Origin of the sequence: Kutzneria sp. CA-103260, assembly GCF_018263855.1 — a bacterium.
Lineage (GTDB): Bacteria > Actinomycetota > Actinomycetes > Mycobacteriales > Pseudonocardiaceae > Kutzneria.
In genome coordinates, this window is the sequence record NZ_CP073318.1 from 7,636,228 (window position 1) to 7,662,427 (window position 26,200).

14 protein-coding genes and 3 rRNA genes are annotated in these 26,200 nt (G+C 67.9%); 3 read left to right on the top strand and 14 right to left on the bottom strand.

The genetic code is table 11. From position 1 onward, the window contains the following. The 10 genes from JJ691_RS33450 to JJ691_RS33495 form a co-directional block, all read right to left on the bottom strand. Nucleotides 1-2,937 carry a bifunctional [glutamine synthetase] adenylyltransferase/[glutamine synthetase]-adenylyl-L-tyrosine phosphorylase gene (locus tag JJ691_RS33450; protein ID WP_211763563.1) on the bottom strand — a complete coding sequence of 979 codons (2,937 nt, stop codon included), beginning with the start codon at nt 2,935-2,937 and terminating at the stop codon, nt 1-3. 60 nt (nt 2,938-2,997) lie between these two features. After that, a complete protein-coding gene (locus JJ691_RS33455) occupies nt 2,998-3,222 on the bottom strand; it encodes a hypothetical protein (protein ID WP_211763564.1) in 225 nt (74 codons plus the stop codon). 73 nt (nt 3,223-3,295) lie between these two features. Beyond that, a complete protein-coding gene (locus tag JJ691_RS33460; RefSeq protein ID WP_211763565.1) occupies nt 3,296-4,426 on the bottom strand; it encodes an inorganic phosphate transporter in 1,131 nt (376 codons plus the stop codon). A 110-nt stretch (nt 4,427-4,536) separates the two neighbouring features. Beyond that, on the bottom strand, nt 4,537-5,289 hold the full coding sequence (locus JJ691_RS33465; protein ID WP_211763566.1) for a type 1 glutamine amidotransferase: 753 nt from the start codon (nt 5,287-5,289) through the stop codon (nt 4,537-4,539). A gap of 102 nt (nt 5,290-5,391) precedes the next feature. Beyond that, nucleotides 5,392-6,249 (bottom strand): GNAT family N-acetyltransferase, encoded by an 858-nt coding sequence (locus JJ691_RS33470; protein WP_211763567.1) that lies wholly within the window; start codon nt 6,247-6,249, stop codon nt 5,392-5,394. Between the two features lie 190 nt (nt 6,250-6,439). Continuing rightward, nucleotides 6,440-6,556, bottom strand: a 5S ribosomal RNA gene (rrf, locus tag JJ691_RS33475). Between the two features lie 103 nt (nt 6,557-6,659). Further along, nucleotides 6,660-9,774 (bottom strand): 23S ribosomal RNA (locus JJ691_RS33480). 353 nt (nt 9,775-10,127) lie between these two features. Next, nucleotides 10,128-11,644: ribosomal RNA gene (locus JJ691_RS33485) — 16S ribosomal RNA — on the bottom strand. Together the 16S, 23S and 5S rRNA genes form the textbook arrangement of a ribosomal RNA operon. Before the next feature lie 450 nt (nt 11,645-12,094). Continuing rightward, a complete protein-coding gene (locus tag JJ691_RS33490) occupies nt 12,095-15,910 on the bottom strand; it encodes an FkbM family methyltransferase (RefSeq protein ID WP_211763568.1) in 3,816 nt (1,271 codons plus the stop codon). A 212-nt stretch (nt 15,911-16,122) separates the two neighbouring features. After that, nucleotides 16,123-17,466, bottom strand: coding sequence for a glutamine synthetase family protein (locus JJ691_RS33495; RefSeq protein WP_211763569.1), 1,344 nt, complete (start codon nt 17,464-17,466; stop codon nt 16,123-16,125). A gap of 155 nt (nt 17,467-17,621) precedes the next feature. Here JJ691_RS33495 and JJ691_RS33500 point away from each other — a divergent pair, with 155 nt between their 5' ends. Beyond that, the gene (locus JJ691_RS33500; RefSeq protein ID WP_211763570.1) at nt 17,622-18,893 is read left to right on the top strand and encodes an MFS transporter; all 1,272 of its coding nucleotides are present in this window, start codon (nt 17,622-17,624) and stop codon (nt 18,891-18,893) included. Between the two features lie 40 nt (nt 18,894-18,933). Here JJ691_RS33500 and JJ691_RS33505 read toward each other — a convergent pair whose 3' ends face one another. Continuing rightward, nucleotides 18,934-20,493, bottom strand: a complete 1,560-nt coding sequence (locus tag JJ691_RS33505; RefSeq protein WP_442912492.1) for an alpha/beta hydrolase — start codon at nt 20,491-20,493, stop codon at nt 18,934-18,936. Nucleotides 20,494-20,664: 171 nt separating this feature from the next. Between JJ691_RS33505 and JJ691_RS33510 the strand changes: the two genes are divergently transcribed. Together JJ691_RS33510 and panB are read left to right on the top strand one after the other, a co-directional pair. Next, a complete protein-coding gene (locus tag JJ691_RS33510) occupies nt 20,665-22,395 on the top strand; it encodes an NAD+ synthase (protein ID WP_211763572.1) in 1,731 nt (576 codons plus the stop codon). Between the two features lie 115 nt (nt 22,396-22,510). Further along, nucleotides 22,511-23,362: a 3-methyl-2-oxobutanoate hydroxymethyltransferase gene (gene panB, locus JJ691_RS33515; RefSeq protein WP_211763573.1), complete on the top strand. Its 852-nt coding sequence runs from the start codon at nt 22,511-22,513 to the stop codon at nt 23,360-23,362. A gap of 50 nt (nt 23,363-23,412) precedes the next feature. On the opposite strand, the gene npdG is transcribed toward panB, so the two are convergent. The 3 genes from npdG to JJ691_RS52620 are packed head-to-tail and all read right to left on the bottom strand — an operon-like array spanning nt 23,413 to nt 26,193. Continuing rightward, complete coding sequence (npdG, locus tag JJ691_RS33520; protein ID WP_211763574.1) at nt 23,413-24,081, bottom strand: NADPH-dependent F420 reductase; 669 nt, start codon at nt 24,079-24,081, stop codon at nt 23,413-23,415. Continuing rightward, on the bottom strand, nt 24,074-25,507 hold the full coding sequence (locus JJ691_RS33525) for an RNB domain-containing ribonuclease (RefSeq protein WP_442912493.1): 1,434 nt from the start codon (nt 25,505-25,507) through the stop codon (nt 24,074-24,076). Before JJ691_RS33525 ends, npdG begins: the two co-directional genes overlap by 8 nt. Before the next feature lie 59 nt (nt 25,508-25,566). Continuing rightward, nucleotides 25,567-26,193: a hypothetical protein gene (locus tag JJ691_RS52620; RefSeq protein ID WP_249227180.1), complete on the bottom strand. Its 627-nt coding sequence runs from the start codon at nt 26,191-26,193 to the stop codon at nt 25,567-25,569. Nucleotides 26,194-26,200 lie beyond the last annotated feature (7 nt).

Consider the following 26,200-nt stretch of genomic DNA (forward strand, 5'->3'; position numbering starts at 1 on the left):
TCATCCTCCGTCGTAGAAGATCCGCTCCACCACAGTGCGCGCCCGCCGGGTGGTCCGCCGGTAGTCGTCGAGGAATTCCCCCGGATCGGTGCCCTGCGGATAGCCGAGCGCCGCGGCCACCGAGGCCAGCTCACGACCCGAGGTCGGCACCTGGTCGGTCGGCTTGCCACGGACCAGCGTCACGGCGTTGCGCGCGCGGGTCGCCAGCAGCCACGCCGCCGTCATCGCCTCGGCGTCCGACTCGGCGATCAGCCCCAGCTCGGCGGCGTAGGCCAGGCCCTCGATCGTCGACGTCGTGCGCAGCCGCGGGTGATCGCCGGCGTGCTGGAGCTGGAGCAGCTGCACCGTCCACTCAATGTCGGCCAGCCCGCCTCGGCCCAGCTTGGTGTGCGTCGTCGGGTCAGCACCGCGTGGCAGCCGCTCGGCGTCGACCCGGGCCTTGATCCGCCGGACCTCCCGCACCATCGTCGGGTCGAGCCCGCCTTCCGGGTAGCGGACCGGGTCGACCATCTCGCAGAAGCGCCGGCCCAGGTCCTCGTCGCCGGCCACGTTGCTGGCCCGCAGCAGGGCCTGCGCCTCCCAGACTTCCGACCACTGGGCGTAGTAGGCGCGGTACGAGTCCAGGGTCCGCGCCAGCGGACCGTTGCGGCCCTCGGGCCGGAGATCCATGTCGACCTGGAGCGGCGGATCCTGGCTCGGCGCGCCGAGCAGCCGTCGGACCGCTTCCGCGATCCCGGACGTGTAGCGCACCGCTTCGGCGTCGGTCGCCCCGTTGCGGGGCTCGCACACGAACAGCACGTCGGCGTCCGACCCGTAGCCGAGCTCGCGGCCGCCGAGCCGGCCCATGCCGATCACCGAGATCGTCGCCGGCGGCGGTGTTCCGTCCGACAACCGCAGCGCCACGTCGAGAGCCGACTGCAACACCGCCAGCCACACGCCCGACAGCGCCGCGCACACCTCTTCGACCTTGATCAGCCCGAGCAGGTCGGCGCAGGCGACGCGCAGCAGTTCGTGCCGGCGCAGCGACCGCGCCGCCGCGACCGCCTGCGTGAGGTCCGCGTGCCGGCCGACCGCGCTACGCAGCGACACAGCGACCTCGGCCGGGTTGCGGTGCGCCAGCGATGCCGTGTCGGACAACAGGCGCAGCACCTCCGGCGCACGCACCAGCAAGTCCGGCACCAGCTTCGACGTGCTCAGCACGACGGCGAGCCGTTCGACAACAGCGCCTTCGTCCCGCAGCAGGCGCAGGTACCAGGGCGTGTCGGCCAGCGCCTCGGACACCCGCCGATACGCCAGCAGACCGCCGTCCGGATCCGGGGTGTTGGCCAGGAGATCGAGCAGGACCGGCAGCAGCGTCGTCTGGATCGCCGCACGCCGCGAGACCCCCGAGGTCAACGCCTCGATGTGCTTCAGCGCGCCATCCGGCGCCGTGTAGCCGAGCGCCGCGAGTCGAGCCGTGGCTTCCTTGGCCGTCAACCGCATCGCCTCGGTCGGCACGCGCGCCACGGATTCCAGCAGCGGCCGATAGAACAGCTTCTCGTGCAGTCGGCGCACACGGTTGCTGTGCCGTCGGAACTCAGCCAGCAGCACGTCGCCGGCCGCGCGCCGGCCGTCCGGGTAGAGGCCCGCCGCTCGCGCCAGCCAGCGCAGCGCCGCCCGGTCCTCGTCAGCGGGGAACGTGTGGGTCCGGCGCAACCGCTGTAGCTGGAGCCGGTGCTCCAGCGTGCGTAGGAACCGGTACGACTCCGACAACCCGGCGGCATCGGCCCGACCCACGTAACCGCCCGCGCCCAACGCGGTCAGCGCCGCCATGGTCGTCGGCGAGCGCAGCGCTTCGTCGGTCCGGCCGTGCACCAGTTGCAGCAGCTGGACCGCGAACTCCACGTCCCGCAGCCCACCGCGGCCGAGCTTCAGCTCCCGCTCGGCGATGTCCTTCGGCACGTGATCCTCGACGCGCCGCCGCATGGCCTGCACGTCCACAACGAAGTTCTCCCGCCCGGCCGCCATCCACACCATCGGCGCGAGCGCGTCGACGTAGCGGCGGCCGACCTCCTCGTCGCCAGCGATCGGCCGGGCCTTCAACAGCGCCTGGAACTCCCAGGTGCGGGCCCAGCGCTTGTAGTAGGCGATGTGGCCGTCCAGCGTCCGGACCAGCGCGCCGGCCTTGCCCTCCGGACGGAGGGCGGCGTCGACCTCGAAGCACGCCTCGCCGGCGATGCGCATCATCGTGCTGGCCAGCCGGGTCGCCATCGGCAGGTCGTCGTCGTTGTCGGCGACGAACACCACGTCGACGTCGCTGACGTAGTTCAGCTCGCGACCGCCGCACTTGCCCATCGCGATCACGGCCAGCCTGGACGGCTTGCCGACCTGCTTGGCCGCCAGCGCGAGTGATGCTCGCAAGGCGGCGGCGGCGAGGTCGGACAGCTGCTCCGCGACCTGCTCGTAGCTGGGCTCGGCGATCTCCGGCTGCACCAGGTGCCCCAGGTCGGCCGCCGCGATGTCCAGCAGCAGCCCCCGATAGGCCCGGCGCAGCTGCCGGACGTCACCCTCCTCGACCACCCGCAGCAGCTGTGCCGTGTAGTCGGAATCCGGTGGGGCGTCGGACTCCAGCCGAGTCCACTCGTCCGGGTTGGCGGTGAGGAAGTCGCCCAGGGCGGTCGACGAGCCCAACACCGCGATCAGCCGGCCGCGGAAGCCGCCGTCGGTGTTCAGCGCGTCGGCGATGGCCGACCACCGATCACCGGCCGCCTCGCGCAGCCGCTCCAGGGTCTGCAGCGCCAGATCCGGATCGGGGCTGCGCGAGAGAGCGCCGAGCACGAGCTCGGCGCCCTCGACCGGACCGCCACGCCACCAGCCGCCGGCGTGCAGGATCTCCTCGGCACGTGGATCGGTGAGCCCGAACCTGGCTGGCGAGGACGTGGACCGTGGATCTGTCATGACGGAGCCAACCGTAGTCCCACCGGCCGGGCCACCGTCACCTGTCGGGCCGTGACGACGTCAGTGCGAGATGATCAGGGACAGTCCGTAGAGCACCACGGCGCAGCACGCCGCGAAGCACACGATCGCCACCGTCAGCCCGCCGGTGCCCGAGCCGCCCTCGGCCCGAGCGGTCACCCGCTGCGAGACGCCGCGGATGCCCAGGGCGAACAGCGCCACCAACGCGGCCACCGACACCAGGCCGACGACAAAAACCTCGCCAAGTGCCACCCAATTCACGCTCACTGCGGCACCTCGCTGGCGCTCGGTGTCCGCGTTCGCGGACGCTCTGTGCTGAATGATTCGCTCGCAAGCTCGCTCATGCCGCCACCTTGAGAGGCTCGATCGACACGTCGTCGTTGACGACGCTGTCGGGGGTGACCGGCTTGCGCCGCGAGGCGATGTAGATGCCGACCGCGACGGCGATGCCGACGGCCGCCACGATGACCACGCCCGCGGTGCCGGTGCTGGCGACGGAACTGGCAACGGCGCCCACCACGGCCGCCGCCGGCAGCGTCAGCACCCAGGCGATGACCATCCGGCCCGCGGTGCTCCACTGCACGTCCGAGGCCTTGCGGCCGAGGCCGCCGCCCAGGATGCCGCCGGACACCACGTGCGTGGTCGACAGCGCGAAGCCGAGGTGCGAGGACGTGAGGATGACCGCGGCGGCGCTGGTCTGGGCCGCGAAGCCCTGCGGGCCGTCGATCGTGGTCAGGCCCTTGCCCAGGGTCTGGGTGATGCGCCAACCGCCGAAGTAGGTGCCGAGCGCGATCGCCGTGCCGGCGCTGATGATCACCCAGATCGGCGGACCCGCGTTGGACGGCAGCGCGCCGGCGGTGATCAGCGTCAGCGTGATCACGCCCATGGTCTTCTGCGCGTCGTTGGTGCCGTGCGCGAGCGAGACCAGGCCGGCCGACACGATCTGGCCGATGCGGAAGCCCGAGGACACGACCTTGCGGTCGGCCGTTCTGGTCATCCGGTAGGTCAGGTAGGTCGCGGCCATCGCGATCAGGCCGGCGATCAGCGGCGAGGCGACCGCTGGGATCAGGACCTTCTCCACGACCTTGTCGAAGTGCACGGCCCCGGTGCCCGAGGCGACCCAGGTGGCGCCGATCAGGCCACCGAACAAGGCGTGCGAGGAGCTGGAGGGCAGGCCGACCAGCCAGGTCAGGAGATTCCAGACGATGGCGCCGACCAGTCCGGCGAACACCACCGCGGGTGTGATCTTCAGATCGTCCACGATGCCGCCCGAGATGGTCTTGGCCACCTCGACGGACAGGAAGGCGCCGACCAGGTTCAGCACCGCGGACATGGCGACGGCGACTCGTGGTCGCAATGCGCCGGTCGCGATCGAGGTGGCCATCGCGTTGGCCGTGTCGTGGAAACCGTTGGTGAAATCGAAGGCGAGTGCCGTCAGCACAACAACGGCCACAAGTAGGGGGACGTCCACCAAAATCCTCCGGCGGTGGGCAACTACGTGAAGAACGCTACCCCACGGCGGATGGGGTGACTGACGTCCGGGCGGGCGTCATACCGTAAACGTACAGTGACTGCGCGTTATCACACCAGTGGCAGACTTCTGGTCGTTCCGATCGCCGGTTCGAGCGTACCGGAGCTGAGCTGCACGAAGCGCTGTGCAAACGGTTGCCACACTTCGCCCAGCGTGACATGCACCTCCGCGAGCGCGTCCGGTTCCAGCTGCCCCGGCCGGGCCAGCGCCGCTTCATCGGGGGCCAGCTCCGCCCACTTCAGCACTATTTCCGGCGTCGTCTCGATATGGAATTGCACGCCGTAGGCCACCGAGCCCACCCTGAATGCCTGATTGGCGTACCTCGGCGACGACGCCAGCAGTTCCGCGCCGGGCGGCAGCAGGGTGATCTCGTCGTGGTGGAACTGGAGCACATCCGGCGTCAACGGCAGCTCCGCGAACAACGGATCCCGGGCCGCCGTGTCCCGCTTGGCCACCAGCAGCACCCCTACCTCGGGTCCCTTGTCCCCGCGCCGCACCTGGCCCCCGGTCGCCACCGCCAACAGCTGCGACCCCAGGCACACCGCCAGCGTCGGCGTCTTGGTCGCCACCGCCTTCGACAGCAGCAGCCGCACGTCCGCGAGCCAGGGATGCTCCCCATCATCCAGCGCGCCCATCTCGCCGCCCAGGCACACCAGCCCCTGATACCCGTCCAGCGCCGGCAGCGGTTCCCGCGACGGCGCCACCACGTCGATCTCGGCCCCGGCACCCGTGAGCCATTCTTCGAGGCGGCCCACCGGATCGGTGTCGGAGGGCTGGATGACAAGCAGGCGTGGCGCAGTCACGCCCCCGAGCCTAATCCCGCCCCCTCCCAGGCCAAGAGGACACCGCCCTCATGGGCAGCTGGCCCGGGAGGTGAGGCACGGGTAGGGGGTCAGGGAAGTTGTTCAGGACCGCGGGTCGAAGGCGAGTTCGGCGAAGTCGGTGACGGGGCGGAAGCCGATGCGTTGGTAGACGCCGTTGGCGGTGGGGTTAGCGAGGTCGGTGTAGAGCAGGACGGAGTGGGCACCGGCAGAGAGGGCCCATTGGGCGGCAGCGGCGGTGGCCGCGGCGGCGTAGCCGCGCCGGCGGTGTTGGGGAGGGGTGTAGACGGGACCGATGCGAGAGGCGCCGGAGTTGGGGACCTTGGCAGTGGCGTGGCTGACGACGACGCCGTCGACCTCCCATAGGAGGATGCCGCTGCCGAGGGCGAACTGGCGGCGAACGGAGTCGAGGGCGTCAGCGAGGGTGCTGCGGCGGTGCGAGGCGGACTCGCGGTTGAAGTCCAGCAAGTGTTGGGCGGCAACGTGAACGTCCGCTTCGGTGGCGAGGCGGGGAAAGCCGTCGGCGGCCGGGACGGTCAGCTCGGCCAGACGGAACAACCGAAGGCGGAAGACGGTGTGGACGTCGCGGGCGGTGGCGGCGGACCAGGCGGCCGCGAAGGACTCTGTGACGGACTGCGGGCCTATGACGGAGTCGAGCTCGGGATGCTGGGGCAGGAGTGCGTTGACGAGCACAGGTGCGTCCTCGACCTGGATGCCGCTCAATGCCAAGGCCCACGGAGGTGTGCGCATCGCGGCCCCGCAGAGGGAGCCGGCGTCATCGTGAAGTGTGACCAGCATGAGCGGTGCCGCGTCTTGCTGCGGTGCGTGGAGCACGGCGTGTATGACGCTGAGCACGGTGGTGTGCTTGACCGGATCGGCCTCGAACAAGTCATGGGCGACCGCCCAGAACGCGGCGGCATCGTCGTAGAACCTGGCCTCCATCAACCAACTGTGCCTGCCACGGCACCCCGGCCGCGACAGTTTTCCCTTGAACGCAAAAAATCCCCCAACACGGGTTGGGGGTCTGGGGGCGAAGCCCCCTGGCCGGGGGTGTGGGGGTCGTCCCCCACATACAAACAACAAAATGCCCCCTGCTCGCGATTTCCGCGAACAGAGGGCACCTTGAAATTTTGCTCGGCGGCGTCCTACTCTCCCACACCCTCACGAGTGCAGTACCATCGGCGCTGGAGGGCTTAGCTTCCGGGTTCGGAATGGGACCGGGCGTTTCCCCTCCGCTAACACCACCGAAACACTATGAAGATCACCACCACACACCACCCAGAAGACACAATATCTCCCCGGTCGTGCCGGTTGGTTCCTTCAGAACCACACAGTGGATGCGAAGCGTCTTTGTAGACAAGCCCTCGGCCTATTAGTACCAGTCAACTCCACCCCTTACAGGGCTTCCATCTCTGGCCTATCAACCCCATCGTCTATAGGAGGCCTTACCCTCTCAAAGGAGGCAGGAGATCTCATCTTGGAACAAGCTTCCCGCTTAGATGCTTTCAGCGGTTATCTTTTCCGAACGTAGCCAACCAGCCATGCCCCTGGCGGGACAACTGGCACACCAGAGGTCCGTCCATCCCGGTCCTCTCGTACTAGGGACAGCCTTCCTCAAATCTCCAACGCGCACGGCGGATAGGGACCGAACTGTCTCACGACGTTCTAAACCCAGCTCGCGTACCGCTTTAATGGGCGAACAGCCCAACCCTTGGGACCTACTCCAGCCCCAGGATGCGACGAGCCGACATCGAGGTGCCAAACCATGCCGTCGATATGGACTCTTGGGCAAGATCAGCCTGTTATCCCCGGGGTACCTTTTATCCGTTGAGCGACCACGCTTCCACAAGCCATGGCCGGATCACTAGTTCCGACTTTCGTCCCTGCTCGACCCGTCAGTCTCACAGTCAAGCCCCCTTGTGCACTTGCACTCAACACCTGATTGCCAACCAGGCTGAGGGAACCTTTGAGCGCCTCCGTTACCCTTTGGGAGGCAACCGCCCCAGTTAAACTACCCACCAGGCACTGTCCCTGAACCGGATCACGGTCCGAGGTTAGACACCCAGAACGACCAGAGTGGTATTTCAACGACGACTCCACCAGCACTGGCGTGCCAGCTTCACAGTCTCCCACCTATCCTACACAAGCCGAACCGAGCACCAATACCAAGCTATAGTAAAGGTCCCGGGGTCTTTCCGTCCTGCCGCGCGAAACGAGCATCTTTACTCGTAATGCAATTTCACCGGGCCTGTGGTTGAGACAGTCGAGAAGTCGTTACGCCATTCGTGCAGGTCGGAACTTACCCGACAAGGAATTTCGCTACCTTAGGATGGTTATAGTTACCACCGCCGTTTACTGGCGCTTAAGTTCTCAGCTTCGCCCCAAAGGACTAACCGGTCCCCTTAACGTTCCAGCACCGGGCAGGCGTCAGTCCATATACATCGTCTTACGACTTCGCATGGACCTGTGTTTTTAGTAAACAGTCGCTTCTCGCTGCTCTCTGCGGCCGAAAAACCCTAGCCCGCAAGGGGCTTCAAGTCCCTCGGCCCCCCTTCTCCCGAAGTTACGGGGGCATTTTGCCGAGTTCCTTAACCACAGTTCACCCGAACGCCTCGGTATTCTCTACCTGACCACCTGTGTCGGTTTGGGGTACGGGCCGCATAAACACTCGCTAGAGGCTTTTCTCGACAGCATAGGATCACTCTACTTCGCCTCAATCGGCTACGCATCACGTCTCAGCCTACACATCAGGACGGATTTGCCTACCCTGACAGCCTACACGCTTACACCAGTATTACCACTGACTGGCGGAGCTACCTTCCTGCGTCACCCCATCGCTTGACTACTACTAGATCGGATCCCGCGCACTCCAGACTTCGCCCGAAGGCTCCATCTTTCGCGGGCGGTTAGCATCACTAGCCTCACCATGGACGCGTTTACACGGGTACGGGAATATCAACCCGTTGTCCATCGACTACGCCTGTCGGCCTCGCCTTAGGTCCCGACTTACCCTGGGCGGATTAGCCTGGCCCAGGAACCCTTGGTCATCCGGCGGACGAGTTTCTCACTCGTCATTCGCTACTCATGCCTGCATTCTCACTCGTGTAGTGTCCACGGCTAGGTTCCCCTGCCGCTTCATCCCCCACACGACGCTCCCCTACCCATCCACACAACTGGACTCCAGCAAACTGGAGCCGGTCACATGTGCGAATGACACAGCTTCGGCGGTGTGCTTAAGCCCCGCTACATTGTCGGCGCAGGACCACTTGACCAGTGAGCTATTACGCACTCTTTAAAGGGTGGCTGCTTCTAAGCCAACCTCCTGGTTGTCTGGGCGACCCCACATCCTTTCCCACTTAGCACACACTTTGGGGCCTTAGCTGGTGTTCTGGGCTGTTTCCCTCTCGACTACGAACCTTATCGCCCGCAGTCTCACTGCCGCGCTCTCACGTAATGGTATTCGGAGTTTGGTTGATTTCGGTAAGCTTGTAGGCCCCCTAGACCATCCAGTGCTCTACCCCCACCACGAAACACACGACGCTGCACCTAAATGCATTTCGGGGAGAACCAGCTATCACGGAGTTTGATTGGCCTTTCACCCCTAACCACAGCTCATCCCCCAGGTTTTCAACCCTGGTGGGTTCGGGCCTCCACACGGTCTTACCCGCGCTTCACCCTGGCCATGGCTAGATCACCCCGCTTCGGGTCTAGAGCACGCGACTAAAACGCCCTATTCGGACTCGCTTTCGCTACGGCTACCCCACACAGGTTAACCTCGCCACGTACCACTAACTCGCAGGCTCATTCTTCAAAAGGCACGCCATCACCCCTGCAAAGGAGGCTCTGACGGATTGTAAGCACACGGTTTCAGGTACTCTTTCACTCCCCTCCCGGGGTACTTTTCATCTTTCCCTCACGGTACTAGTCCGCTATCGGTCACCAGGGAGTATTTAGGCTTAGCGGGTGGTCCCGCCAGATTCACAGCAAATTCCACGAGCTCGCTGCTACTTGGGAACATCACAACAGAGACAGCATGTTTTCGCGTACGGGACTATCACCCTCTACGGTTGGGTTTCCCAAACCCATTCCACTAACACACTGTTTTCTGACTCTGCGCTTACATGGCAGCATAAGCAAGCAACGTCCCACGACCCCACAAACGCAACCCCTGCCAGGTATCACACGTCCATGGTTTAGCCTCATCCGCTTTCGCTCGCCACTACTCACGGAATCACGGTTGTTTTCTCTTCCTGTGGGTACTGAGATGTTTCACTTCCCCACGTTCCCTCCACACGCCCTATATATTCAGGCGCGGGTGACCCCACATGACTGAGGCCGGGTTTCCCCATTCGGACACCCTCGGATCACAGCTCGGTTGGCAGCTCCCCGAGGCTTTTCGCAGCCTCCTACGTCCTTCATCGGCTCCTGGTGCCAAGACATCCACCGTGTGCTCTTCACAACTTGACCACAAAGATGCTCGCATCCACTGTGTAGTTCTCAAAGAACAACCAGGAAGCCCAACCTATTCGCGAGGCACCTTGCTCCACCATATTGATGGCCGGTTTGCACTCAGGTCGAACCCTGTGGTTTGAAGCAACACCACGATCGCGTGTTCCCTCAGGACCCAACAGCGTACTGACAACCCCAACCTCACCATCCAGTGCCGCGTTCCACGCTCTTGCGAGCAGTACTAGCAGGCCCAGACCGCAGGTCCTGTTGCTTCTAGCCAGCATCCACATCTATGAGCAACCACCCCAAAGACGTTCGCTCTGGTTGGTGGTCCTCCGCAGACCCGAGGGCCGGCGTTGGGTGCTCCTTAGAAAGGAGGTGATCCAGCCGCACCTTCCGGTACGGCTACCTTGTTACGACTTCGTCCCAATCGCCAGTCCCACCTTCGACCGCTCCCTCCCTTACGGGTTGGGCCACGGGCTTCGGGTGTTACCGACTTTCGTGACGTGACGGGCGGTGTGTACAAGGCCCGGGAACGTATTCACCGCAGCGTTGCTGATCTGCGATTACTAGCGACTCCGACTTCACGGGGTCGAGTTGCAGACCCCGATCCGAACTGAGACCGGCTTTATGGGATTCGCTCCACCTCACGGCTTAGCAGCCCTTTGTACCGGCCATTGTAGCATGTGTGAAGCCCTGGACATAAGGGGCATGATGACTTGACGTCATCCCCACCTTCCTCCGAGTTGACCCCGGCAGTCTCCCATGAGTCCCCGCCATTACGCGCTGGCAACATGGAACGAGGGTTGCGCTCGTTGCGGGACTTAACCCAACATCTCACGACACGAGCTGACGACAGCCATGCACCACCTGTACACCGGCCACAAGGGGGCCAATATCTCTACTGGTTTCCAGTGCATGTCAAGCCCAGGTAAGGTTCTTCGCGTTGCATCGAATTAATCCACATGCTCCGCCGCTTGTGCGGGCCCCCGTCAATTCCTTTGAGTTTTAGCCTTGCGGCCGTACTCCCCAGGCGGGGAACTTAATGCGTTAGCTACGGCACGGAGGACGTGGAAGCCCCCCACACCTAGTTCCCACCGTTTACGGCGTGGACTACCAGGGTATCTAATCCTGTTCGCTCCCCACGCTTTCGCTCCTCAGCGTCAGTATCGGCCCAGAGACCCGCCTTCGCCACCGGTGTTCCTCCTGATATCTGCGCATTTCACCGCTACACCAGGAATTCCAGTCTCCCCTACCGAACTCAAGTCTGCCCGTATCGACTGCAAGCCCACAGTTAAGCTGTAGGTTTTCACAGTCGACGCGACAAACCGCCTACGAGCTCTTTACGCCCAATAATTCCGGACAACGCTCGCACCCTACGTATTACCGCGGCTGCTGGCACGTAGTTAGCCGGTGCTTCTTCTGCAGGTACCGTCACTCGCGCTTCGTCCCTGCTGAAAGAGGTTTACAACCCGAAGGCCGTCATCCCTCACGCGGCGTCGCTGCGTCAGGCTTTCGCCCATTGCGCAATATTCCCCACTGCTGCCTCCCGTAGGAGTCTGGGCCGTGTCTCAGTCCCAGTGTGGCCGGTCGCCCTCTCAGGCCGGCTACCCGTCGTCGCCTTGGTAGGCCACTACCCCACCAACAAGCTGATAGGCCGCGGGCCCATCCTGCACCGCCGGAACTTTCCACCACCGATCATGCGATCAGAGGTCATATCCGGTATTAGACCCAGTTTCCCGGGCTTATCCCAGAGTGCAGGGCAGGTTGCCCACGTGTTACTCACCCGTTCGCCGCTCGTGTACCCCGAAGGGCCTTACCGCTCGACTTGCATGTGTTAAGCACGCCGCCAGCGTTCGTCCTGAGCCAGGATCAAACTCTCCAATAAGGATTGTGTTGATCGAGACTAGTACAAACTGGCATCAATCCAGTTCAGTAACCATCTCAAAGGAACCCACTAAGGGGTTATTCATTGTTACTGGCTATTACAGTACGCTGTTGAGTTCTCAAAGAACACACGCACACCGTCACTAGGCTCTTTCAAGCCGCGTTCGGGGGCTTTGGTGTTTCTCTCGCTTGTGTTTGAAGCTTATCCGGTCCGGATTTTCCCTGTCAAATCGGCTCGGAGAGTCGAACTTTCTGGGTTCCAGGCCCGGCGGTCGCACACTCTACCACGTTCTCACGGGAGCTTGTTTCGCGACCGAGGATCTTGGTGTCTTCGCTCGTCCTCGCCGGTCCTTGCGGTCCGGGGCGAGTCCGTGTTGCGCTGACAGAGAGAAAGTTACCCAGGTCGATCACCGAAGTCAAATCGCCTGGTCAGGGCGGTTAACAGTCGGGGTCAGACCGCTTTGCCCCGCGGCCGCAGCCACAGCGTGGAGCTGCGCGAGCCCCCGGACGACGCCTCCAGCACCTCTTCCGGGCTCAACACCCGCTGCTGGTCCACCGGCACCAGGTCGTAGCCCCACGTGCGGAACTCCCGGAGCACGGTGAGCGGGTCATCGCCGAGGTCGGCGGTCGCGGACGGCGAGAACGCGCACAACACGTGCGGCCGGTCCCGACGCAGCAGCCGGACCAGACCGCCGAGCGCCCGGTGCTCCCGCCCCGGCGCGTCCACCTTCACCACCGACAAGCGCATCCCGGCCAGGCTCGGAATGCTCTCCAGCTCCTTGTCCAACCGCACGCCGCGAACTGATCCGCCCAGCTCAACGGGCTGACCGGAGTCCATCGGCTCCAGAATCGGGGCGCCGGCGAACTGCGTCGAACCGGCCGGCAGCTGGCTCTGCGCCGGCGAGGCCGCGGCCGGCACCGGCGGCCCCGGATTCGGCCGCACCGCCACCCCGCCGGTCAGCGCTGGCTCGGCCAACAGGTCCGCCGCCTGGTCCCAGGCCGCGCCTTCGACGACCACCAGCCGCTCGGCGATCTGCGGCATCAGGTTCACCCCGACGTTGTGCCGCAGCAGGCGTCGCACCGGGTCGCTCGGCTCGACGGCGACGACCGCGCCGCTGGCGCCGAGCAGGCTCAACACCCTGATCGTGTGATATCCGACATGGGCGCCGATGTCGACGAAGATGCCGTCCGGCTCGACCAGCGAGTCGATCAGCCTCGACAGCTCCGGCTCCCACACCCCGTTGCTCGACAGCAGGGGCAGCATCAGGGCGTCCTCGGACGGCAGACGCAACAACCCCACGTCGCACAGCACCAGCGAGCTCGACACGCCCTCGACCGCGCCGCCATGCCGTTCGTGCTCACGCACTACGACCCGGCGCAGCGCGTCGGACGTGTGCAGCGCCTGGTCCGCGGCGCGCAGCCCGGACTCGAGCCGACCGTCGCGTTCACGCAGGTTCTCCGCGACCTTCGACTCCAGGGCGTCGATGCGGTCGAGGGTCTTGTCGAGCATCAACGTCAGGCGGTCGAGGCGGTCCGCGAGCGTGTCCAGCTGCTTGGTCCGCTTGCCGGCCTCGGCCACGAGGGCGTCCTCCAACTCACGCAGGCGACGGCCCTGACCAGCGAGATCGGCACTGACTCGGACCACGCCGTCGTCGGTGCTGACGAGCTGGTCGCCGAGCTCGGAGTGCCGGTCGACGAGCCGTTCGAAGTCGGCGCGCAGGCTCTCGAGCTCGACGAGACCCCCGACTTCGCGGATCTCGTCCTGCCGGCGCAGCAGTTCGCCGGCGGTGCGTTCCATGCCGTCGAGGACCGTGCCGAGCACGTCACGAAGGTGGTTGTCGTAGTGGTTGAGGACCCGCAGCACGCCCTTGCGCAGCGCGGGCGCCATCGGCATCCGGCTCGCGACGTCGACGTCGGGCTGGCGCAGCAGCGCGTGCTTGGCGGAGTGCAACGGGCCGAGCGGATCGGAGTCGTTGCCGCCACGCGAAGCCGAACGCCGGGCCCGCCACGTGCGATAAGCGTGCTCGACCCGTTCCTTCAACTGGTCGGCGACCTTGGGCAGGGAGTACGCGCGCAGCAGGTGCCAGCGGCCGGTGCGGGCCAGGCGGTCGGCGATCTCGGGATCGTCGGCGACCTCGCGCAGCAGCTTGGCCGCCACCTCGATGTCGGGCTCGGTGCCGCCGTGGTGGCACGGCACGAGCACGGCTGTGTCCCGGTCGAACAGCTCGGTGACGGCGCCGTGGCCGCTGGCGATCACCGGCACGCCGCGGGCGGCGGCCTCGGTGAGGCCCCAGGCGATCAAGTCCGATCCGCCACCGCGGTGCAGGGACAGGGCCCAGTCGGCGGCGTCCAGCAGGAACGGCAGGCTGATCGGGTCTTCCACCAGTCGAATCCGAGGATCCGTCGCAGTGGCCAGGCGAAGGCGTTCGGCCGACTCGGGGTGCTCGGCCGAGCCGGAGATGGCCAGCACCAGCAAGACGTCCTGCCGGTCCGGAAACGCGGCGAGGAACGCCGACACGGCGCCGAGCGCGTTGCCGACCCGTTCGGCGGCGTGGTCGACAACCGTGGTGAAGACCACTTCGTCGCCGATGTTGTGGGCGGTCCTCGACGCGGTGCGGGCCGCTTCCTCGCGGACCGGGCGGTCGAGCACCGGGAGGCTGATCGTCCGCACCGGCACGGTGACGGTCTGCTCCAGGGCGACCCGGGTGGTCTCGGAGGTGACCCACACCTCGTTCACGTCGGCCTGACCGCCGACCGGACCGGCGTCGGTGCGCACGGCGACGACGTACCGCTCGGCCGGGGCCGAGGCTTCGACGTCGCAGAGCAGGACCACCGGATAGCCGGGCTCGGTGGCGGCGGGCAGACCGGAGGCGCGGGCCGAAGCCGCGACCAGGTCGGCGATCCAGCCGCTGCCGAGCACCGAGACACCGAGCTGTGCGAGCAGGGTGGTCTCGTTGCCGGGGCGCTTGGGCACGGCGTCGAGATGGATCCGGCCGCTCGCGACACCGGGGCCGGCGCACCATTCGCGGAACGACGAGCTGTCGGCGCCGAACGGCTCGGCGAACTGGCCCCGCAGCGCGGGGTCGTCCTGCCACACCGCCTGGGCCCACCGGGTGGAGCCGGGCAGGTTGTCGGCCTCTTCCGCGGCCCAGGCGACGAACTCGGCCTGGGCGGTGCCGAACGCCGGCGCGGGCGGCAGCTCGCCGGCCCGCTCGGCCGTGAGCAACGCGCGCCGGTACTCCGCACGCAGGCCGCTGGGCAGGATCGTGCCGTCGGACAGCTGTCCGAAGCCGTACTCGCCGCGGTCCTGGCCCAACCCGTGGCGGACCAGTTCGTTGCGGTAGCTGGTGCAGAGCTCGGCCAGCAGCGGGTGCTCGGAGAGCAGCACGCGGGGCCGGGCGGTGACGTCGGCGGACAGCAGCCACGGGCGCTGCGGATCGAAGCCGCTGAAGTGCACGGTGCGCAGCGGACGGCCGTCGAGCAGCAGGGCTCCGTCGTCCTTGCCGAGCTGGCGCTGCCCCGCGCTCCACACCGAGAGCCCGATGCCCGGGTCGCGGAGCACTTCGTGGTCGACGAGGGCGGGGGCGCTGTCGAGGAAGGTCGCGGCGGCCTCCGGGGCCTGGCGAACTGTGTCGAACCAGGCGTGCAGGAAGGCCTCGGCGCCGGGCGCGACCGCGACGAAGCCGGAGTCGTAGACGCCGGCGGCGGCCAGCTCCTCGGGGGTGGGGCGCATGCCGTCGTCGGACAGCGGCCGCAGCACCCTCGGCACGAGCACCAGCGGCTTGCGGGCCAGCGCCGGGACGACCTGCTCGACGATCGGGCCGACGACGTGCACCGACGGGTCGAGGAAGAGCACGGGACCGCCGTCGGCCAGCAGGCGTTCCAGCAGGCGCGGACGCAGCACGGCGCAGAGCTGCTCGGCGCTGCAGGCGGTGGCGAGCTCGGCCAGCTCACGGTCGCCGATGCCGATGTCGGCCGGGGCCAGCACGCCCTGGCCGGTGGTGCCGGGGTCGGCGTCGACGATCAGCGCGACGAAGCGGCTGTTCTCGTGCAGGGTCAGGAAGGCGGCGCCGAGGGTGCGGACCGCGGGCAGCTGCGCCTTCGTGGCGACGGTGCAGGCGCTCAGCGCCGACTGCTCGGGAAGTGCGATCGACGGCGGCACATCCGGCCCGCTCGACCCGGCGGGACCGATGCCGACCCGGATAACCGGAGTGATCGGCTCGGCGGGCTCGTCGGTGGCACGGTCTGTGGCAGGGACGTCAGTCACGGGCACAACCTAGCCCGATCCGGCGTCGGGTCGAAGTAATGCCCGGCCTGGAGTTCGACAGCCGGCGCGCGTCACGAACGGCGGCGACCCAGGTCACCGCCGACGATCCGCCGGGCTGGCCTGCCCGAACGCCGTGACGTAGATCAACATCATGGCACGGCGACGGGCCTGGGCATGAACGACACGCCGGAGATCGAGCGAGGCTCGGCTTGTCACAGGATCGGCAGCAAGGTGCTCAGCTCGAACGGCGTGACCCGGCTGCGGTACGCGTCCCACTCGGCCCGCTTGTTGCGCAGGAAGAACTCATAGACGTGCTCGCCGAGCGTCTCGGCCAGCAGCTCCGAGTGCTCCATCTCGCGCAGCGCCTCGCCCAGGTTCTGCGGCAGGTTCGCGTAGCCGGCGGCCCGCCGCTCGGCCTCGGTCAGCGACCAGACGTCGTCCTCGGCGGCCGGCGGCAGCTCGTAGCCCTCCTGCACGCCCTTCAGGCCGGCGGCGATGATCACCGCGTAGGCCAGGTACGGGTTGCAGGCCGAGTCCAGGCTGCGCACCTCCACCCGCCGGGACGAGGCCTTGCCCGGGGAATACATCGGCACCCGCACGAGGGCCGACCGGTTGGCGTGGCCCCAGCAGACCGCGGTCGGGGCCTCGCCGCCGACGATGAGCCGCTTGTAGGAGTTCACGAACTGGTTGGTCACGCCGGTGATCTCGCGGGCGTGCCGGAGCAGGCCGGCGACGAAGGCCTTGCCGGTGGCGGACAGCTCGTAGGGGTCCTCGGCGTCGTAGAACGCGTTGCCGTCGCCCTCGAACAGGCTGACGTGGGTGTGCATGCCCGAGCCCGGCTGGTTGGTGAACGGCTTGGGCATGAAGGAGGCCCGCACCCCCTCGGTGATCGCGACCTCCTTGACCACGTACCGGAAGGTCATGACGTTGTCGGCCATGGTCAGCGCGTCGGCGTAGCGCAGGTCGATCTCCTGCTGGCCGGGCGCGCCCTCGTGGTGGCTGAACTCCACCGAGATGCCCATCGACTCCAGCGCCTCGATGGCGTGCCGGCGGAAGTGCGGCGCGGTGTCGTGGCTGGCCTGGTCGAAGAAGCCGCCGTTGTCGGCCGGCACCGGCTCGAGGCCGTCGTTGTTGAGCTCGCGGAGCAGGAAGAACTCGATCTCGGGGTGGACGTAGCAGGTGAAGCCGGCCTCGCTGGCCTTGGACAGGGTCCGGCGCAGCACGTGCCGCGGGTCGGCCCAGGACGGCGAGCCGTCGGGCATGGCGATGTCGCAGAACATGCGGGCCGAGTAGTGCCCGCCGTCGGCGGTCTCCCACGGCAGCACCTGGAACGTGGAGGGGTCGGGCTTGGCGACCATGTCGGACTCGTAGACCCGGGAGAAGCCCTCGATCGCCGAGCCGTCGAAGCCGATGCCCTCGGAGAAGGCGCCCTCCAACTCGGCGGGCGCGACCGCCACGGACTTGAGATATCCGAGCACGTCGGTGAACCACAACCGGACAAACCGGATGTCGCGTTCCTCCAACGTGCGCAGCACGAACTCCTGCTGGCGGTCCATAAGCGCAGCGTAGGCAGCCTTCGTTAACAGCATGTTTCGGGGGGGCCAGGGCGGCCGATGACACCGCGTGCGGTTGCCCACGCACAGCGCAGCGAGTACGACGTACCAACGCCGTCAGTCACGGATCGGATCCTCAGATCCAGGGAGGGGCAGACATGACAGGCAGTGCCACGGCACCCCGGGAACGTCTCACTTCGGACCAACGCAACTCCTTCACCGCCGCCCTGCTCGGCTGGTCCATGGACGCCTTCGACTACTTCCTGGTGGTGTTGGTCTACGCCGACATCGGCAAGGAGTTCGGCGTGTCGCTGACCGACATGGCCTTCCTGACCACGGTCACGCTGATCATGCGGCCGGTCGGCGCGTTCCTGTTCGGACTGTGGGCCGACCGGGTCGGCCGGCGGATCCCGCTGATGACCGACGTGATCTTCTACTCGGTCGTCGGCTTCCTCTGTGCCTTCGCGCCCAACTACACCGTGCTGCTGATCCTGCGCCTGCTGTACGGCATCGGCATGGGCGGCGAGTGGGGCCTGGGCGCGGCGCTGGCCATGGAGAAGCTGCCGGCCAACCGGCGCGGCTTCTTCTCCGGCGTGCTCCAGCAGGGCTACTCGATGGGCTACCTGGCGGCCTCGCTGGCCTACCTGGTGCTGCACGGCTGGGCCGGCCTGTCGTGGCGCTGGCTGTTCGCGCTCAGCATCATCCCGGCCCTGATCAGCCTGCTCATCCGGGCCCGGGTCAAGGAGTCCGAGGTCTGGCAGACCACCCGGGAGAAGCTGAAGGCGCACAACACCTCCCTGCGCACGGTCATCTTCACCGGGCCGGTGCTGCGTCGGTTCGTCTACCTGGTGCTGTTGATGACCGCGTTCAACTGGATGAGCCACGGCACCCAGGACGTGTACCCGACCTTCCTCAAGGCCACCGAGAACGGCGGCGCCGGGCTGTCGGCCACCACCGCGAGCTGGATCGCCATCATCTACAACGTCGGCGCGATGATCGGCGGCGTCGTGTTCGGCTCGCTGTCCGAACGCTTCGGCCGGCGCTACACGATCGTGTTCTGCGCGGTGATCGGGCTGCCGATCGTGCCGCTGTTCGCGTTCTCCCAGACCGCGGCCCTGCTCTGTCTGGGCTCCTTCCTGATGCAGGTCGCCGTCCAGGGGGCCTGGGGCGTCATCCCCGCGCACCTCACGGAGATGTCGCCGGACGCCATCCGCGGCTTCTACCCCGGCGTGACCTACCAGCTCGGCAACTGCCTGGCCGCGTTCAACCTGCCAATCCAGGAGTCGCTGGCCGCCAGCCACGGCTATCCGTTCGCGCTGACCGTCACGGTGATGCCGGTGCTGGCGATCCTGGCCGTGCTCACGTTCTTCGGCAAGGAGGCCAAGGGAATCCAGTTCGGCAGGACCGCCGAGACCGCACCGACCACATAGGACAGTCGCGCGGTGGCCGACCCGTCAGGACGGAGCCCACTCAGGATGAACACCGTGGGTCGGCCGCCGGCAGCTTCAGATTCACCAGGTAGTCCACGCCGACCTGGTCCACGCACTCGCTGCCCTGCAGGAACGCGGTGTGCTGAGTGCTCTGGTACGTGAGGAGAAAACCCCCTAGGGCGTGGGCCAGGTTGACGCCCGCCTGGTACGGGGTGGCCGGGTCGTTGGTCGTGGAGACCACCAGGGTCGCGGGCAGGCCGCTGACCTGCGGCAGATGCGGCTGGCTGGTGTTCGGCACCGGCCAGTAGGCGCAGGCGTCGCCGGCCGCCGAGGTCGGCATCGGCTGGCCGTTGTCCAGGAAAGGGGCGGCCGCGGTGGAGCGGCGCTCGGCGTCGAGCTCGGCGGCCTGGTCGTTGGACTGGGGATTGTCCACGCACTGGATGGCCGTGAAGGCGTCCTGCTCGTTGGAGTACTTGCCGTCCTCGCCGCGGCCGTCGTACAGGTCGGCCATGGCCATCAGGGTCAGGCCGAGGCCCCGCTTGAGTTGCACCAGGCCGCTGTTCAGGGTCTCCCACAGCTGCTGGGTGTAGAGCGCCTGGATGGTCGCGGTGGTGGCGTCGGCGAAGGTGAGCTTGCGGTTGTCGCCGGTGTCCACCGGGTGGTTGATCAGCGGGACCACCAGGTCGTGGTAGGCCTGCACGGCCTTGCCGGCGTCCTTGCCCAGGGCGCAGTCCTGGCGCTGCACGCACCAGGCCGCGAACTGGTCGAAGGCCTTCTGGAAGCCGGCCGACTGGGCCACCTCGGCGTCGGTGGGGCTCTGCGTCGGGTCGACGGCGCCGTCGAGCACCAGCGCCCGCACGTTGGCCGGGAACTGCTCGGCGTAGGTGGTGCCGAGGAAGGTTCCGTACGAGAAGCCGAGGTAGCTGAGTTTCTTGTCCCCCAAGGCCGAGCGCATCACGTCGAGGTCCTTGGCGACGTCGCGGGTGCCGACGTTGGCCAGCAGGTCGGCGCCGCTGCGCTGGGCGCACTTGGCGGTGTAGTCCTTGAGCTGCGCCACTTCCTTGGCCACGCCGGCGGCCGAGGTGTCCTCGATGTCGTCGGCGCGCTGCTTGTCCCGCTCCGCGTCGGTGAGGCAGTGCACGGCCGGCTCGCTGGAGCCGATACCCCGAGGATCGAAGCCGACCAGGTCGAAGCGCTTGCCGAGGTCGTTGCCGGCCACGGCGGAGGACAGTGACGCGGCGGCGCTGATGCCGGAGGCGCCGGGGCCGCCGGGGTTGATGAGCAGCGAGCCGATGCGCTGGCTCGGGTCGGTGGCCTTGCGGCGGAGCAGGCCCAGCGTGATCGTCCTGCCGTCCGGCTTGGCGTAGTCCAGCGGGACCGTGAGCCGCGCGCACTTGAGGTCCGGGCTGGCCGCGAACGTCTTCTTGTCCTGCTCGGACGTCGCGTAGCTGTCGCAGGAGCCCCAGCCGAGCTGCTGGCCGTAGAACTTCTCCAGCCCGGCCGGCACCGAACCGGCCGGCCCCGCCTTCTCGAAGGTGACGCCCGCCTCGGGCTGGCCACCGAAGACGGCGGTGCAGCCACCGGCCGCCAGGGCGGTCACGGCGAGTAGCACTACGTACGGCAGGAGGTGAGAACGACGAGGGCGCACTCGTCGATCGTGCCATCTACCGGCCTCCGATCGAGGGAAAGATCCGCGACGGCGGCGACCGGCGGGTGATCCTTGCGCCACAGAATTCGTCCGGTTGTCACCGGTGTGGTGGAGGATGGGCACATGCCGCAGCTGCGCATCGCACTCGCTCAGGTCAATCCCCGGGTAGGCGACCTGGCCGGCAACGCCGACCTGGTGGCCGAGTGGACCCGCAAGGCCGCCGAGTCCGGCGCGCACGTGGTGGCCTTCCCGGAGATGGTGCTGACCGGCTACCCGGTCGAGGACCTGGCGCTGCGCAAGTCGTTCGCGGCCGCGTCCCGCGCGACCGTCGACGAGTTGGCCGAGCGGCTGGCCGACATCGGCTGCGGCGAGGTGCTGGCCGTCGTCGGCTACCTGGACCGCGACGAGGCCGGCGTGCGCAACGCCGCCGCGGTCATCCACCGGGGCCAGGTCGTCGCCCGCTACGCCAAGCACCACCTGCCCAACTACGGCGTCTTCGACGAGTACCGCTACTTCGTGCCGGGCAGCAAGCTGCCGATCGTGCGCCTGCACGGCGCCGACATCGGGTTCGTCATCTGCGAGGACATCTGGCAGGACGGCGGGCCGATCGCCGCACTGGGCCAGGCGGCGGTGGACCTGGTCGTCTGCGTCAACGGCTCGCCGTACGAGCGGAACAAGGACGACGTGCGGGCCGAGCTGGTGGCCAAGCGGGCCGCCGAGGCCGGCGCGCCCATCGCCTACGTCAACATGGTCGGCGGCCAGGACGAGCTGGTGTTTGACGGCGACTCGCTGGTCATCGACACCAAGGGCAACCTGCTGGCCCGGGCCCCGCAGTTCGTGGAGCACCTGCTGGTGCTGGACCTCGACCTGCCGGCCGGCGAGGGCACGTCGGTGGAGCCGATCGACGGCTTCGAGGTGACCCGGGTGACGTTGGAGTCGGCGGAGCTGCCCGGCTACGAGCCGCTGCCCGCGCCGGCCCCGGCCACGCCGCTGTCGGACTGCGCCGAGGTGTGGGGCGCGCTGGTCACCGGCCTGCGCGACTACGTGCACAAGAACGGCTTCCGGTCGGTGATCCTGGGCCTGTCCGGCGGTATCGACTCGGCGGTCGTGGCGTCCATCGCCGTGGACGCGCTCGGCGCGGACTCCGTGTACGGCGTGTCGATGCCGTCGTCGTACTCGTCGGAGCACTCCCGCTCGGACGCGGCCCTGACCGCCGAGCTGACCGGCCTGCACTACGAGACGCAGCCGATCGGCGACATGGTCAAGGTGTACGTGGACCAGCTCGGGCTGACCGGCCTGGCCGAGGAGAACATCCAGGCCCGGTGCCGGGGCATGCTGCTGATGGCCCGGTCCAACGCCGACGGGCACCTGGTGCTGGCCACCGGCAACAAGACCGAGCTGGCGGTGGGCTACTCCACCATCTACGGCGACGCCGTCGGCGGCTTCGCGCCGATCAAGGACGTGCCCAAGACGCTGGTGTGGGAGCTGGCCCGGTGGCGCAACGCCGAGGCCCTGCGGCGCGGCGAGGCCCCGCCGATCCCGGAGAACTCGATCACCAAGCCGCCGTCGGCCGAGCTGCGGCCGGGCCAGGTCGACACCGACTCGCTGCCCGACTACGAGCTGCTGGACCGGGTGCTCGACCAGTACGTGGAGGGCGACCGCGGCTACGACGACCTGCTGGCCGGCGGCTTCGACCCGGAGCTGATCGAGCGGGTGCTGCTGATGGTGGACCGGGCCGAGTACAAGCGCCGGCAGTACCCGCCGGGCACCAAGATCAGTCTCAAGGCCTTCGGCCGGGACCGGCGGCTGCCGATCACCAACGGCTGGCGGGAGCACACCGAAGCCTTGGTGTGAAGCTCCTCGCACCGTGCGGCTGAGACCGCCGCAGGGTGTCACCCTTGGCCCGTACCCATCCACAACACCCAGGGACCCGCTGATCGCGGGCCTTGAGGGAAGGACGGTCGGGACAATGACGTCTGCCGAAATCACGGCGCCGTACGGCAACGGGGCCAGCCAGAAGCCGGCACGCAAGGTCCGCATCCACCACCTGCAGGAGCTGAAGGACCGCGGCGAGCCGTGGCCCATGCTCACTGCCTACGACATGTACTCGGCCGGGCTGTTCGACGAGGCCGGCATCCCGGTGCTGCTGGTCGGCGACTCCGCGGCCAACAACGTCTACGGCTACGACACCTCGCTGCCGGTGACCGTGGACGAGCTGCTGTTCCTCACCCGGGGCGTGACGCGGGCGGTGAAGCACTCCCTCGTGGTCGCCGACCTGCCGTTCGGCTCCTACCAGGTGTCGGTGGAGCAGGCCGTGGCCACCGCGGTCCGGTTCATGAAGGAGGGCCGGGCGCACGCCGTGAAGCTGGAGGGCGGGCGGCGGTTCGCCCCGCACGTGGAGGCGATCGTGGCGGCCGGAATTCCGGTGATGGGCCACATCGGGTTCACCCCGCAGAGCGAGCACCAGCTCGGCGGCTACCGGGTGCAGGGCCGGGACGAGAAGGGCGACGACGTCCTGGCCGACGCGGTGGCGTTGGAGCAGGCCGGGGCGTTCGCCGTGGTGCTGGAGATGGTGACCGCCGAGGTGGCCAAGCGGGTGACCCACGAGCTGCGGATCCCGACCGTGGGCATCGGCGCTGGCCCCGACTGCGACGCCCAGGTCCTGGTGTGGACCGACATGGCTGGCATGCGACGCGGCAAGATGCCCCGCTTCGTGAAGCAGTACGCCGACCTGGCCTCGGTGCTGGGCAACGCGGCCAGTGAATTCGCCGCCGAGGTCCGTGGCCGCACCTTCCCCGGCCCGGAACACTCGTTCCACTGATGTGACGAGGGGCTGGCCTTTAACGTCGTTAAGGCCAGCCCTTCACGTCCTTAGATGTCGGTGACGCGCAGGCCGGCGTGGGCCTTGTACCGACGGTTGATGGCGATCAGGTTGGCGGTCAGCGCCTCGACCTGGCCGGCGTTGCGCAGCCGGCCGCCGTACACGCCGCGCATGCCCGGGACGGTGTCGGCCAGGGCGCGCACCAGGTCGGTGGCCTCGCGGTCGTCGCCGAGCACGAGGACGTCGGTGTCGACGGCCTCGATGGCCGGGTCGGCCAGGTGCACCGCCGAGACGTGGTGGAAGGCGGCGGTGACGCGGGAGTCCGGCAGCAGGGCCTCGGCCTGCTGGGCGGCGCTGCCCTCGTCGACCTTCAGCGCGAACGGGCCCTGCTTGTCGAAGCCGAGCGGGTTGACGCAGTCGATCACGATCTTGCCGGCCAGCGCCTCGCGCAGCGAGGTCAGCAGGTCGCCGTGGCCGTCCCACGGCACGGCGACGAGCACCACGTCGGCCTTGGTAGCGGTCTCCAGGTTGTCGGCGCCGGCGACGTTGTCCACCCCGGCGAGCTCCCGCAGCTCCGCGGCCGCGGTCTCGGCCCGGTCGGCGCTGCGCGAGCCGATGACGACCTTCAGGCCGGCCTTGGCCCACCGGAACGCCAGCCCTTTGCCCTGGGGACCGGTGCCGCCGAGCACCCCGACCGTCAGGTCACCGATTTCAGTCACGATCTTCCTCTTCTCCGAAAAACCTCTCGAAGGACACCTTGCGACGCGCGGTGTCCGCCTCGACGAGCCGCACCCTGATCCGTTCGCCTTCGGGGAGCTCGGCCCCGCTGCACTTGGCCATCACGGGCGGCTCGGCGACGAAGACCTCGCCGCTGTTGGCCTCGGACCGCAGCACCACGGCGTCGAAGACGTCACCGACGCTGTCGGCGAGCACCCAGGCCTCCACCTGGTCGAGGCAAGCACGTTCGACCTTCGCGGCCAATGAGTCTGAGACGGACATCAAGTGCGGCAGTTCCGGCAGCGCGGCGCGAACCCAGGCCGGGACCTCGGCGCCGGCCACGCTGGCCAGGCAGCACTCGGTGGCGAACCGGTCGACCAGCCGCCGCAGCGGGGCCGTGACGTGCGCGTACGGCGCGCCGACGCCGGCGTGCGAGGTCACGGCCGGCTCGGTGCCGTCGAAGGCGGTGTAGCCGGCGCCGCGCAGCAGCCGGGTGGCGGCGACGTACATCGCCAGCGACTCGGGCCGGTTCGGGTCGAGGCCGGCCAGCAGCCGGGCCGGGCTCTCCCCGGCCGGCCATTCGACGCGGGACGCGGTGGCGGCGCGTTGCAACACGGAGACGGCGTCGACGTCGGCCGACGGCAGGGTGCGGAGCACGCCGATCCGAGCGTCGATCATGATCTGGGCCGCGCACATGCCCGTGAGCAGGGATATCTCCGCGTTCCAGGCCTCGATCTCCGACCTCAGCCGGACCTTCAGGGTCCACTCGCCGTCGTCGGCCGGGCTGACCTGCTGCTCGGGCAGCTGCAGCTCGACGGCGCCCCGGTCGGCCGCCATCGCCCGCCGCAGCCGGCCGATCTCGGGCAGCAGCGTGATCGACGGATGGGCCGTTCCCTCGGCCAGGCTGGCCTGCACGGACTCGTAGTCGAGCCGGGCCACCGAGCGAACGTCGGCCCGCTGGACGACAACACCCTCCGGATTGCCGTCCGCGTCGAGGTCGATCGTCCACAGCACCGACGGCCGGACCTGGTCGGGCAGCAGACTCGCCGCGCCCTCGGACAGCACCGGCGGATGCAGCGGCACAGTGCCGTCCGGCAGGTAGAGCGTCTGCCCCCGCCGCTTGACCTCCCGGTCCAGCGCGCCGCCCGGCGGCACGAAGCCGCCCAGGTCGGCGATGGCGTAGTGGACGCGGTAGCCGCGCGGCCGGCGTTCCAGCAGGACGGCCTGGTCGAGGTCCTTGGAACCCGGCGGATCGATCGTGACCAGGGCTAACGCGGTGGCGTCCCGACGGGGACCGCCACGGACGTCGTCCAGGGCCTGTTCGGCCTCCACCAGCGCGGACGCCGGGAACTCCTCGTGCAGCCCGAACTCGCTCCGGATCGGAGCGAAGTCCCGCCCGGCGCCACTGGTTGTGAACGTCCTGGACACCACACTTCAAACCTTAGACAACGAATTACCGGTTCGTGGTTTCCCCGGCCACGCGTCGGTCACCAGGACGGCTTCTCCGGCGGCGACGGGTAGCGGTGGTGGCCCTGAGGGGTGGCCGCACCCGGCTGGGCCGGAAAGCCACCAGGCGGAGTGGCCGGCGGGCCGGGCTGGTTGGGGAAGCCGCCGGGCGGCGTCGGTCTGGACTGGTCCGGCCTGGGCTGGTCCGGATAGCCGGTGGGCGGCTGGGCCGAGGCGGCCGGCTCGACCCGGGCGTGCCGGCTGTTGGGGATCGGGTCCAGCACCGAGACCAGCGCCGTGGTCTGCTCCGGGTTGTCGACCGGGGCCCCGTTGCGGCCGCGGTAGACGATCTCGCCGTCGGAGTCGATCTCCATCAGGTAGCCGGCCTCGGCCAACTGCTCCTCGTCCAGGTCGACCAGCCGCTCGTAGCGGGACGGCACCACCCGGTAAACCGGCCACTGCAGGTGCGCGAAGGCCTGGTGGAACTCGGCCAGCAGGGTCGCGAACTGCTGCTGCCACGGCAGCGGCATCGACTCGGCCAACGACCGGGGCACCACCGCGTAGCCGGCGTCCACGCCCTGGCTGGTCGAGTTCAGCACGTCGCGTAGCGGCGTGCTCGACGCGGGACGGCCAGCCGGTCGCGGGATGGGCTCGGGCGTGAATTTCATGGCGCCT